The sequence below is a fragment of the Azohydromonas caseinilytica genome (assembly GCF_012927045.1).
Taxonomy (GTDB): Bacteria; Pseudomonadota; Gammaproteobacteria; order Burkholderiales; family Burkholderiaceae_C; genus Azohydromonas; species Azohydromonas caseinilytica.
Window position 1 is genome coordinate 80,327 of record NZ_JABBFW010000003.1, and the last position, 12,266, is coordinate 92,592.

9 protein-coding genes are annotated in these 12,266 nt (G+C 68.8%); 8 read left to right on the forward strand and 1 reads right to left on the reverse strand.

Features of this window, described 5'->3' with window-relative positions:
* The first annotated feature begins 127 nt into the window (after nucleotides 1–127).
* The 8 genes from queF (at nucleotide 128) to aqpZ (ending at nucleotide 9,349) form a co-directional block, all read left to right on the forward strand.
* On the forward strand, nucleotides 128–556 hold the full coding sequence (gene queF / locus HHL10_RS05775; RefSeq protein ID WP_169159645.1) for a preQ(1) synthase: 429 nt from the start codon (nucleotides 128–130) through the stop codon (nucleotides 554–556).
* Nucleotides 557–694: 138 nt separating this feature from the next.
* The gene (locus tag HHL10_RS05780) at nucleotides 695–1,144 is read left to right on the forward strand and encodes an SET domain-containing protein (RefSeq protein WP_169159400.1); all 450 of its coding nucleotides are present in this window, start codon (nucleotides 695–697) and stop codon (nucleotides 1,142–1,144) included.
* A 47-nt stretch (nucleotides 1,145–1,191) separates the two neighbouring features.
* Entirely contained in the window at nucleotides 1,192–2,388 is a 1,197-nt protein-coding gene (gene dapC / locus HHL10_RS05785) for a succinyldiaminopimelate transaminase (RefSeq protein WP_169159401.1), read from the forward strand.
* 76 nt (nucleotides 2,389–2,464) lie between these two features.
* Entirely contained in the window at nucleotides 2,465–3,289 is an 825-nt protein-coding gene (gene dapD / locus HHL10_RS05790) for a 2,3,4,5-tetrahydropyridine-2,6-dicarboxylate N-succinyltransferase (RefSeq protein ID WP_169159402.1), read from the forward strand.
* A 252-nt stretch (nucleotides 3,290–3,541) separates the two neighbouring features.
* Nucleotides 3,542–4,693: a succinyl-diaminopimelate desuccinylase gene (gene dapE / locus HHL10_RS05795; protein WP_169159403.1), complete on the forward strand. Its 1,152-nt coding sequence runs from the start codon at nucleotides 3,542–3,544 to the stop codon at nucleotides 4,691–4,693.
* A gap of 102 nt (nucleotides 4,694–4,795) precedes the next feature.
* Nucleotides 4,796–5,677, forward strand: coding sequence for a 50S ribosomal protein L3 N(5)-glutamine methyltransferase (gene prmB, locus HHL10_RS05800; protein ID WP_169159404.1), 882 nt, complete (start codon nucleotides 4,796–4,798; stop codon nucleotides 5,675–5,677).
* Nucleotides 5,674–7,623: an ABC-F family ATP-binding cassette domain-containing protein gene (locus HHL10_RS05805; protein ID WP_169159405.1), complete on the forward strand. Its 1,950-nt coding sequence runs from the start codon at nucleotides 5,674–5,676 to the stop codon at nucleotides 7,621–7,623. The genes prmB and HHL10_RS05805 overlap by 4 nt, the downstream gene beginning before the upstream one ends.
* Nucleotides 7,624–8,602: 979 nt before the next feature.
* A complete protein-coding gene (gene aqpZ / locus HHL10_RS05810; RefSeq protein WP_169159406.1) occupies nucleotides 8,603–9,349 on the forward strand; it encodes an aquaporin Z in 747 nt (248 codons plus the stop codon).
* Between the two features lie 60 nt (nucleotides 9,350–9,409).
* Here aqpZ and HHL10_RS31120 read toward each other — a convergent pair whose 3' ends face one another.
* Entirely contained in the window at nucleotides 9,410–12,187 is a 2,778-nt protein-coding gene (locus tag HHL10_RS31120; RefSeq protein WP_169159407.1) for a calcium-binding protein, read from the reverse strand.
* Nucleotides 12,188–12,266: the final 79 nt, after the last annotated feature.

Genomic DNA, 12,266 nt, shown 5'->3' on the forward strand with positions numbered 1-12,266 from the left:
TCCGTCAGTTCCCATGCCCAGCAAGACCGCGGCGACCCCTGCCGCCAAGCCCGCCGCCAAGAAAAGCACCGCCGCCGCCGGCAAGAAATCCGTGGCCCAGAAGCTGCCCGCCAGCCGCCAGCGCCCCATGCCGCCGAACCCGCCCAGCGCCCCGAGCAAGGAGCTGCACGTGTTCCCCAATCCGGCCCCGCAGCGCGACTACGTGATCCAGTTCCAGGTGCCCGAGTTCACCTGCCACTGCCCGCTCACCGGCCAGCCCGACTTCGCGCACTTCACCATCGACATGATCGCGGACGAGCTGTGCGTGGAGCTCAAGAGCCTGAAGATGTACTTCTGGAGCTACCGCAACGAAGGCGCGTTCCACGAGAAGGTGACCAACACCATCCTCGACGACATCGTGAAGGCTTGTAAACCGCGCTTCGTGCGCATCACCGCCAAGTGGTACGTGCGCGGCGGCATCTACACCAACGTCGTGGTCGAGCACCGCAAGCGCGGCTGGAAGCCGCAGCCGCGCGTGGACCTGCCCAGCCACGCCGAAGAGCGCGGACTGCTCTAACCCCATTCCGTTCGGGCTGAGCCCATACCCGTTCGGGCTGAGCCTGTCGAAGCCCTGCAGCCCGGCTGGGACGCAGGCCCTTCGACAAGCTCAGGGCGAACGGGGGGAAAGCTCAGCGCGAACGGTGAAAGACTTCTGATGTCTTCCACTTCCGACATTGCTCCTCCGCCCGTCGTGCGGCCCCCGTACCAGAAGTTCGACGTGCTGGTGCAGCGCAGCCTGATCGACGGCCATGGTGTGTTCGCCAAGGAGCCGATCCCGCCGCGCGTGAAGATCGGCGAGATCCGCGGCGAGTCGATCAGCGTCGAGGCCGCGCGCATCCGCGCCACGCGCTACGAGCGCGTGATGATCGTGGAGGTGTCGGAGAAGAAGGCCATCGACTTCCACCGCTCCACCGACCCGATGCGCTTCACCAACCACTCCTGCTCGCCCAACGCGCGGCTGTGCATCCGCCAGGGCCGCGTCGAGTTCTACGCCCTGCGCACCATCGCGCCGGGCGAGGAGATCACCGTGAGCTACGGCGAGACGCACCACGAGGGCCGGCTGCGCTGCCGCTGCGGCGCGCCCAACTGCGCCGGCAATCTCTGACGCTTTGACATCCCGGGCGCCCGACCACGCGCCGCTTCCGCACCGCCATGAACCCGCTGCTCAAACGCCTCAATCCCTATCCCTTCGAGCGGCTGCGCGCGCTCACCAAGGACATCGTCCCGAACCAGGGCCTGCGCCCGATCAGCCTGGGCATCGGCGAGCCCAAGCACGCCACGCCGGCGCTGGTGGAGCAGGCGCTCATGGGCAACCTGCACGAGCTCTCCGGCTACCCGCCCACCGCCGGCAGCCCAGCCCTGCGCGAGGCTTGCGCGGGCTGGATCAAGCGGCGATATGACGTCACGCTGAACCCTGCCACGCAGGTGCTGCCGGTCAACGGCTCGCGCGAGGCGCTGTTCGCGCTGGCGCAGACCGTGATCGACCCGACGCGCGTGGGCGCGACGGTGGTCTGCCCCAACCCGTTCTACCAAATCTACGAGGGCGCGGCCCTGTTGGCCGGCGCCGACGTGGTGTTCGCCAACAGCGACCCGGCACGCAACTTCGCGCCGGACTGGAGCGCCATCGACGAAGCGACCTGGTCGCGCACGCAACTGCTCTACGTCTGCTCGCCCGGCAACCCCACCGGCGCCGTCGCGCCGCTGGAAGAGTGGAAGATGCTGTTCGAGCTGAGCGACCGGCATGGCTTCGTCATCGCCAGCGACGAGTGCTACTCGGAGATCTACTTCCGCGACGAGCCGCCGCTGGGCGCGCTGCAGGCGGCCAAGGCGCTGGGCCGCGACGACTTCAGGCGCCTGATCGTGCTGACCAGCCTGTCCAAGCGCTCCAACGTGCCCGGCATGCGCTCGGGCTTCGTGGCCGGTGATGCGTCGATCCTCAAGGACTTCCTGCTGTACCGGACTTACCACGGCAGCGCCATGAGCGGCGTGGTGCAGGCGGCGAGCATCGCGGCCTGGAACGACGAGGCGCACGTCATCGAGAACCGCGCGCTCTACCGCAAGAAGTTCGAGCTGGTGACGCCGCTGCTGGCCGAGGTGCTGGACGTGAGGTTGCCCGACGCCAGCTTCTACCTGTGGGCCGGCGTGCCGGGCGGGGACGACATCCGGTTCAGCCTGGAGTTGCTCGCTCAATACAATGTCGCGGTGCTGCCGGGCAGCCTGCTCGCCCGCGATGCGCACGGCCTCAACCCGGGCCGCGGGCGCATCCGCATGGCGCTGGTGGCCGGCGTCGAGGAATGCCTCGAAGCCGCCCAGCGCATCGTCGCCTTCACCCGGGCCTACGCCGCCTGAGCCGAGCCGCCGAGCCCCGAGCACCGAACCCGAGTCCGCCGGACTCCCCGAACACCATTCATCAAGAAGGACCGCCATGAGCCAGCAACTGCAAGCCGTCATCGACGCCGCGTGGGACGACCGCGCCAACCTCTCGCCCGCCAACGCCCCGGCCGAGGTGCGCGAGGCCGTGGAGACGGTGATTGCCGACCTCAACGCCGGCCGCCTGCGCGTGGCCACGCGCGAGGGCGTGGGCCAGTGGACGGTGCACCAGTGGATCAAGAAGGCGGTGCTGCTGAGCTTCCGCCTCAAGGACAACCAGATCATCCGCGCCGGTGACCTGGGCTTCTACGACAAGGTGGACACCAAGTTCGCCACCGCCCCGGACGAAGAGATGCGCGCCAGCGGCGTGCGCGTGGTGCCGCCGGCCGTCGCCCGCCGCGGCAGCTTCATCGGCCGCGGCGCCGTGCTGATGCCCTCCTACGTGAACATCGGCGCCTACGTCGACGAGGGCACGATGGTGGACACCTGGGCCACGGTCGGCTCCTGCGCGCAGATCGGCAAGAACGTGCACCTGTCCGGCGGCGTGGGCATCGGCGGCGTGCTGGAGCCGCTGCAGGCGAACCCGACCATCATCGAGGACAACTGCTTCATCGGCGCCCGTTCCGAGGTCGTGGAAGGCGTGATCGTGGAGGAGAACTCCGTGATCAGCATGGGCGTGTACATCGGCCAGAGCACCAAGATCTACGACCGCGCCACCGGCGAGGTGACGTACGGCCGCGTGCCCGCGGGCTCGGTGGTGGTCAGCGGCAACCTGCCCAGCGCCGACGGCAAGTACAGCCTGTACTGCGCCGTGATCGTGAAGAAGGTGGACGCGCAGACCCGCGCCAAGACCAGCATCAACGAGCTGCTGCGCGCCTGATCAGCGCCTGGTGCCTCCTGCCTTGGCTTGGCGCCTGGGCAACTGGCCGGCAGGAGGCCTCAAATGCATTTCAGTCGGTTCCCGAACCCCGCTATTCCGTTCGGGCTGAGCCCTTCGGCCAGCTCAGGACAGGCTTGTCGAAGCCCTTTTCGAGCGCCTGCCCTTCGACAGGCTCAGGGCGAACGGGTTGCTGAGTGGCCGGGGACCGATGAACGTCCAGGACTCCCCTACAGCCGGCCCCTCGGCCCCCACATGACCACCACGCTTGAACTCGCCGAGGCGCTGATCGCGCGCCGCTCCGTCACGCCCGAAGACGCCGGTTGCCAGGCCCTGCTGGCCCAGCGCCTCGAAGCCCTGGGCTTCGAATGCGAGCTGCTGCAGCACGGCCCCGAGGACTTCCGCGTCGCCAACCTCTGGGCCATCCGCCGCGGCAAGACGCCGGGCGTGGCCTTCGGCTTCGCCGGCCACACCGACGTAGTGCCGCCGGGGCCGCTGGCGCAGTGGACTTCCGACCCCTTCGTGCCCTCGCACCGCAACGGCAAGCTCTATGGCCGCGGCGCCGCGGACATGAAGACCTCCATCGCCGCCATGGTGGTGGCCGTGGAGGAGTTCGTGGCGGCGCAGCCGGAGCACGCCGGCTCCATCGCCTTCCTGATCACCAGCGACGAGGAAGGCCCGGGCCTCGACGGCACCGTGCGCCTGGTGGAGCTGCTGCAGCAGCGCGGCGAGCGGCTGGACGCCTGCATCGTCGGCGAGCCCACCTCGGTGCAGAAGCTGGGCGACATGATCAAGAACGGCCGCCGCGGCTCGCTCTCGGGCAAGCTGCGCGTCATCGGCGTGCAGGGCCACATCGCCTACCCGCAGCTCGCGCGCAACCCGCTGCACCAGCTCGCGCCCGCGCTGGCCGAGCTGGTCGCCATGGAGTGGGACCGCGGCAACGAGCACTTCCCGCCGACGAGCTTCCAGATTTCCAACCTGCATGCCGGCACCGGCGCGGGCAACGTCATCCCGGGCGAGGCGGTGGTGGACTTCAACTTCCGCTTCAGCACCGAGAGCACGGCCGAAGGGCTGAAGCAGCGCGTCACCAGCCTGCTGGAGCGCCATGGCCTGGAGTACGAGCTGAGCTGGGCGCTGAGCGGCCACCCCTTCCTGACGCGCGAGGGCCCGCTGTGCGGTGCGCTGGCCGGGGCCATCGCCGACGAGACCGGCGTTGCCACCGAGCTCTCCACCACGGGCGGCACCTCGGACGGCCGCTTCATCGCCCGCATCTGCCCGCAGGTGGTGGAGTTCGGCCCGGTGAACGCCACCATCCACAAGATCGACGAGCACGTGGACGCCGCCAGCGTCGAGGTGCTGAAGAACATTTACCGGCGGACGCTGGAGCGGCTGCTGGTAAACCCCTGACCCCTGTCTTCCGTTCGGGCTGAGCTTGTCGAAGCCCTGTCGCATGGCCAAGCCGCAGGCCCTTCGACAGGCTCAGGGCGAACGGGGAAAGCGAACGACCCCATGAAACTCATCGCCCTGCTGGAGCGCTGCGCCCAGCGCATGGAAGACGCCGGCCTGAGCTTCGGCCACGGCACCACCAACGCCTTCGACGAGGCCGCCTGGCTGGTGCTGTGGAAGCTCGGCCTGCCGCTGGACGACCTCGACGGCGTGGCCGAGCGCGAGCTGACGGCCGAGGACATCGCCGCCGTGGACGCGCTGGTGGACGAGCGCATCGCCACGCGCAAGCCGGCCGCCTACCTCACCAAGGAAGCCTGGCTGCAGGGCGTGCCCTTCTACGTGGACGAGCGCGCCATCGTGCCGCGCTCGCTCATCGCCGAGCCGCTGGCCGACGGCACGCTCGACGCCTGGCTCAGCGCCGACACGCGCCGCGTGCTCGACCTGTGCACCGGCAACGGCAGCCTGGCGGTGCTGGCCGCCCTCGCCTGGCCCGAGGTCGAGGTGGACGCCGCCGACCTCAGCGCCGAGGCGCTGGAGGTGGCGCGCATCAACGTCGAAAAGCACGAGCTGCGGGAGCGCATCCGGCTGCGCCAGGGCGACGGGCTGCAGGCGGCCGACGGCGCCTACGACCTCATCCTCTGCAACCCGCCTTACGTCAACTCCGAGTCCATGGCCGCGCTGCCGCCGGAGTACCGGGCCGAGCCCGAGCTGGCCCTGGCCGGCGGTGCGGACGGCATGGACTTCGTGCGTGCGCTGCTGCGCGACGCGCCGGCGCACCTCACCGAGCACGGCGTGCTGGTGCTGGAGATCGGCCATGAGCGCCAGCATTTCGAGGACGCCTTCCCGCACCTGGGCCCGGCCTGGCTACCCACCAGCGCCGGCGACGACCAGGTGCTGCTGCTCACGCGCGAAATGCTCACCGAGCTGGTGGAGGTGAAGCCGTGATCACGCTGCGCAACGTCACGCTGCGCCGCGGCGCCAAGGTGGTGCTGGAGGGCGCCAACGTCGTGCTCAACCCCGGCGAGAAGGCCGGCCTGGTCGGGCGCAACGGCGCGGGCAAGTCCAGCCTGTTCTCGCTGATGGCCGGGCGCCTGCATGCCGACGCCGGCGACTTCGAGATGCCGCCGACCTGGCGCCTGGGCGAGGTGGCGCAGGCCATGCCGGAGACGGAGCAGCCCGCCACCGACTTCGTGCTCGATGGCGACCTCCCGCTGGTGGAGGCGCGCGAGGCCCTGGCCGCGGCGGAAGCCTCCAACGACGGCCATGCCATCGGCGAGGCGCACGTGAAGCTGGAGGAAGCCGGCGCCTTCGACGCCCGCTCGCGCGCCCAGGCCCTGCTGCTGGGCCTCGGCTTCAACCTGCAGCAGCTCGACGCCCCGGTGAACAGCTTTTCCGGCGGCTGGCGCATGCGCCTGCAATTGGCGCGGGCGCTGATGTGCCCGGCCGACCTGCTGCTGCTGGACGAGCCCACGAACCACCTGGACCTGGATGCGCTGGTGTGGCTGGAAGGCTGGCTGCAGCGCTTCAAGGGCACGCTGCTGGTCATCAGCCACGACCGCGAGTTCCTGGACGCCATCACCGGCGTCACGCTGCACCTGGAGGACGCGCAGCTCACCCGCTACGGCGGCAACTACACCGCCTTCGAGTCCATGCGCGCCGAGCGGCTGAGCCAGCAGGCCTCGGCCTACGAGCGGCAGCAGGACAAGATCGCGCAGCTGCAGCGCTTCATCGACCGCTTCAAGGCCAAGGCCACCAAGGCCAAGCAGGCGCAAAGCCGCGTCAAGGCGCTGGACCGCATGGAGAAGCTGGCGCCGGTGCTCACCGCCAGCGATTTCTCCTTCCAGTTCCGCGAGCCCGTGAGCCTGCCCAACCCGATGCTGAGCCTGCGCGAGCTGCACTGCGGCTACCCGGGCGAGCACGGGCCCATCACCATCGTGCGCAACGTCAACCGCACGGTGCTGGCGGGGCAGCGCATCGGCATCCTCGGCGCCAACGGCCAGGGCAAGTCCACGCTGGTGAAGACCATCGCGCGCGAGCTGGCGCCGGTGGCCGGCACGCTGACCGAGGGCAAGGGCCTGAGCATCGGCTACTTCGCGCAGCAGGAGATGGACCTGCTGCACGCGGAGGACACGCCGCTGTCGCACATGATCCGGCTGGCCAAGGTGGTGAGCCCACAGGCGCGCGAGCAGGAGCTGCGCGACTTCCTGGGCCAGTTCCGCTTTGGCGGCGAGATGGCGGCGCAGGCGGTGGGCACGCTCAGCGGCGGCGAGAAGGCGCGGCTGGTGCTGGCCAGCCTGGTGTGGCAGCGCCCCAACCTGCTGCTGCTGGACGAACCGACGAACCACCTGGACCTGACGACGCGCGAGGCGCTGTCGATGGCGCTCAACGAGTTCGAAGGCACGGTGATGCTGGTCAGCCACGACCGGGCCCTGCTGCGCGAGGTCTGCGACGAGTTCTGGCTGGTGAGCCGCGGCGGCGTGGAGCCCTTCGACGGCGACCTGGACGATTACCAGCGCTGGCTGCTGGAGCAGGCCAAGGAGGCGGCCAAGGCGCTGAAGGATGCGGCGGCGGCGAAGGTGGCGGCCGAGACTGCGGCGGCCGGCGAGTCACCGGTGAACCGCAAGGAAGAGCGCAAGGCCGCGGCGGCGCAGCGGCAGAAGCTCAACGAGCAGGCCAAGCCGATCAAGAGCGAGCTGAAGAAGGTGGAAACCCGCCTCGCCAAGGCCTCCGAGGAGCGCGACGCCGCCTTGGCTTCACTGGGCGCGGCCGACCTCTCTCCCCAACAGCGCGCCGATGTCGGAAGGCGGCTGAAGGCGCTGGAGGAAGAAATTGAGGAGCTGGAAATGAAGTGGCTGGAGCTGGGGGAGCAGTTGGAGCAGTTGGCGGGGTGATTTACGGGGCTGAGCCTGACCCCGCGGTTCTTAGGCCAGGACGCCCCATCACAGCCGAATACCGGCATGGCGACTACCGCAAAGAGGCGGGCGCACGCCCATGAACAATCCGGCAGCAATGAGTTCAGGGTTGTCGGTATAGGCCCGATGTCCCGCGCGAACCGCTAAATTCTTTCTGTTCCGCGAATTTCCCTATCCTCCACTCAGCCCGCGAAGCCGCTACCGGCTTTGCCACCGGAGGAATTCCCATGCTCCATCTCAAAAGCATATTCATGCTCACTCGGGAATATCCGGCCACGCCATACTTATATTCCAGACAACTCCGACTTCGACTCAAAAAACCTTTAGCTGGTCAGGCGGCCGCACCCCGACCAGATTTTCAGGCACCGCAGGCAGGACCGTGTTTTCCTAATCACGGTCGACTGGAAACCCGACAACGGCGCGATGCCCAAGGCATGCCGGGGCAGGCAGATGTATCCGCGCACTCGCCACACCCACCCCAGACACACCCGCGCGCACGGCGCCCGAACACGAACACAGCCGCCAAACACACCACGCAGACACGTGCGTCACCCTGATTCGTCCACGGGCACAGGCCCGGACACACCACTGGACACAGCTGCAACCACAGACACAGGCGCAGACACACCAATGGAACACAAGTACAGATACAGGCGCAGATACACCCAAAACCCCAATATATACCCATAGCCGGCAGCGATGTGTTCCACGGATCACGGCCGATAAAGGCATTACCCCATGACTCCATTTTGACCTCATTCAATCCGGACTTCCTCGTGCAATTGAGTGCTTGGTTAAGAGTATTTCGGAACGCAAGCAAGGAAATCAGCCGTAAATCCTCCTGACAGCCTCTGAGGTCAGAACTATTTTCCGCACGCCAACCCGGCACTTTCCTCGCGCCCATCGTCCGGGCCGTTCGCCGTGCCTGCCCGATGCCACGCGGCCATGGAGCAAGCACATGAACAAATACCTCGCGGAATTCATCGGGACCTTCTGGCTGGTATTGGGCGGCTGCGGCAGCGCGGTCATCGCCGCAGCATTTCCACACCTGGGCATCGGGCTGCTGGGCGTGTCGCTGGCCTTCGGCCTGACGGTGCTGACCATGGCCTATGCCATCGGCCACATCTCGGGCTGCCATCTCAATCCGGCCGTGTCGGTGGGGCTGTGGGCCGGCGGGCGCTTCCCGGCCAAGGAACTGCCCTCCTACATCGCGGCCCAGGTGCTGGGCGCGATCCTGGCCGGCGCGGTCATCTACCTCATCGCCAGCGGCAAGCCCGGCTTCGAGCTTTCCGGCGGCCTGGCCTCCAACGGCTACGCCGCGCACTCGCCCGGCGGCTACTCGCTGATGACGGCGGCCGTCACCGAGGTGGTGCTGACCATGATGTTCCTGCTGGTGATCATGGGCGCCACCGACAAGCGCGCGCCCGCGGGCTTCGCGCCCATCGCCATCGGCTTCTGCCTGACGCTGATCCACCTCATCAGCATCCCGGTCACCAACACCTCGGTGAACCCGGCGCGCAGCACCGGCGTGGCGCTCTTCGTCGGCGGCTGGGCGCTGCAGCAGCTGTGGCTGTTCTGGATCGGCCCGCTGGTGGGCGGCGTGCTGGGCGCGCTGATCTACCGCTTCATCGGCACCGACCCCAGCGAGCGCAAGACCGGACTGCGGCCCGAGGCCGGCTGGGAGCTGGGCAAGACCGGCAGCTGAGCCCAACGAAAAAGGCGGGCCCGCGCCCGGCGCGGCCCGCCCCTGTCTGGCGCAGCGCGCTTAGAGGATGAGGTCCACGCCCGCCACCAGCGACGCCGGGGCGCCCAGCAGCTGGATCTGCGCCTCGGCCTCGGCGTCACCGTCCAGGTTCAGCGACAGGATGCCGTCGCTGTAGCTGGCCTGGCCCGCCGCGCTGCCGAAGTTGTTGCTGTCCACCAGGACGAAAGCCTGGTTGCCGGCCACGGTCTCGTCGGCATCGATCTGCACCAGGTAGATGCGGTCCTGGCCCTGCACGAAGTCGGTGATGACGTCGCCTTCGGCGCCCACGCCCAGCTCGTTGGCCCCGTAGTACATGAAGGTGTCGGCCCCGGCGCCGCCGGTGAGCACGTCCGCGCCGACGCCGCCGGTCAGCCAGTCGGCACCGTCGCCGCCCAGCAGCACGTCGTTGCCCTCGTAGCCGTAGACCCAGTCATTGCCCGCACCGCCGTCGAGCACGTTGACGCCGGCGTTGCCCCGGACCCCGTTGTCGAGATCGTTGCCCGTGCCGTTGGCGTCCATCGTGCCCTGGAACTGCAGGTTTTCCAGCGTGCTGTCCAGCGTGTAGCTGCCCAGGCTGACCAGCACGGTGTCGTTGCCGCCGGAGCCGGGTGCGCTCTCGTCCACCACATCGCCCACGTTGTCCACCTCGTAGACGTCGTTGCCGGCGCCACCGGCCATCGTGTCGGCGCCCGTGCCGCCGTAGAGCCAATCGTTGCCGTCCCCACCCAGCAGCAGGTCGTTGCCCGCATCGGCAAACAGGCTGTCGCTGCCCACGCCGCCGTCCAGGACGTCGTTGCCCGCTTCGCCGCTCATCACGTCGTTGCCGTCGCCGCCGGAGAGCTGGTCGTTGCCGTTGCCGGCATACAACCGGTCGTCGCCCGTGCCGCCGTTGAGGCTGTCGTTGCCGTCGCCGCCGTTGAGCAGGTCATTGCCGTCATAGCCATAGAGCGCGTCGTCGCCCGCGCCGCCGCTGAGCCGGTTGGCGTAGGCGTTGCCCTGCATGACGTTGTTCAGCTCGTTGCCCGTGCCGTCCTGGGCGGTCGAGCCCATGAGCGCCAGGTTTTCCACCCCGGCGCCCAGCGTGTAGCTGCCGGCGTTCACCCGCACCAGGTCGATGCCGTCGGAGCCGGGCGCAGCCTCATCCACCACGTCGGCGGCGTTGTCCACCTCGTAGATGTCGTTGCCCGCGCCGCCGGCCAGCGTGTCGATGCCCTCGCCGCCGTCGAGCCAGTCGTTGCCCGCGCCGCCGCGCAGCATGTCGTTGCCCGCGCCGCCATACAGGCCGTCATTGCCCGCGCCGCCGTCCAGGGCGTCGTTGCCGGCATCGGCATTGAGCACGTCGGCGCCGTCGCCGCCGTCGAGCAGGTCGTTGCCGTTGCGGCCGTAGAGCACGTCGTCGCCCTGGCCGCCGAGGACGGTGTCGTTGCCGTCGCCGCCGTTGACCACGTCGTTGCCCAGGCCGCCGTCGAGCACGTTGTCGCCGGCATTGCCGGAGATCCCGTTGTCCAGCTCGTTGCCCGTGCCGTTGAGATTGGCCGTGCCGTCCAGCGCCAGGTTTTCCACGCCGGCGGTGAGCGTGTAGCTGATGCCGGCGTACACCTTGTCCACGCCGCCGGAGCCGGCCGAGGCTTCATCGACCACGTCGCCCGCGTTGTCCACCACGTAGGTGTCGTCGCCGGCGCCGCCGGTCATGGTGTCGGCACCCTCGCCGCCGTCGAGCAGGTCGCTGCCGGCAGCGGTGACCAGCTTGTCGTTGCCCGCGCCGCCGAACAGGGTGTTGTTGCCATTGCCGCCCTGCAGCGTGTCGTTGCCGTCGCCGGCCTGCAGGTAGTCGTCGCCGTTGCCGCCGTCGAGGCTGTCGTTGCCTTCGCCGCCGTCGAGGTTGTCGCTGCCGTCGTAGCCGTAGAGCTTGTCGTCGCCCAGCCCGCCGCTGAGGAAGTTGGTGCCGGCGTTGCCCTGGATCACGTTGTTGAGCTCGTTGCCCGTGCCGAAGGAATCGGCGGTGCCCATGAACGCCAGGTTCTCCACCCCGGCGCTCAGCGTGTAGCTGGCGGCGGTCGCGCGCACGAGGTCGATGCCGTCGGAGCCGGGCGCGGTCTCGTCGATCACGTCGGCGGCGTTGTCCACGTCGTAGGTGTCGTTGCCGGCACCGCCGGCCAGCGTGTCGACGCCCTCGCCGCCAATGAGCGCGTCGTTGCCCGCGCCACCCAGCAGCAGGTCGTTGCCCGCGTCGCCGAACAGGGTGTCGCCGCCCGCGCCGCCGTCCAGGGTGTCGTTGCCGGCGTCGCCGCTGATCACGTCAACGCCGTCGCCGCCGTCGAGCAGGTCGTCGCCGTTGCGGCCGTACAGCCGGTCGTCGCCCTGACCGCCCAGGAGTGTGTCGTTGCCGTCGCCGCCGTTGAGCAGGTCATTGCCCGCGCCGCCGTCGAGCAGGTTGTCGCCGGCATTGCCGGTGATCCCGTTGTCCAGTTCATTGCCCGTGCCGTTGAGGTTGGCCGTGCCGTTGAGCGTCAGGTTCTCCACCCCGGCGGTGAGCGTGTAGCTGATGCTGGCGTACACCCGGTCCACGCCGTCGGAGCCCGGCGCGGTCTCGTCCACCACGTCGCCCACGTTGTCCACCGTGTAGGAATCGTTGCCGGCGCCGCCGACCATCGTGTCGGCGCCCTCGCCGCCGTTGAGATAGTCGTTGCCCGCGCCGCCCAGCAGCAGGTCATCGCCCAGGCCGCCAGAGAGGTTGTCGTCGCCCTCGCTGCCCAGGAGCGTGTCGGCACCGCTGGTGCCCCCGATGAAATAACCCATGAATTTTCTCCCGCGGCTCAGGCCTTCGTGACGCCATGCTCCAGGCCCTCACCCTTGTTGTGTTATTGAGCAGGCATGT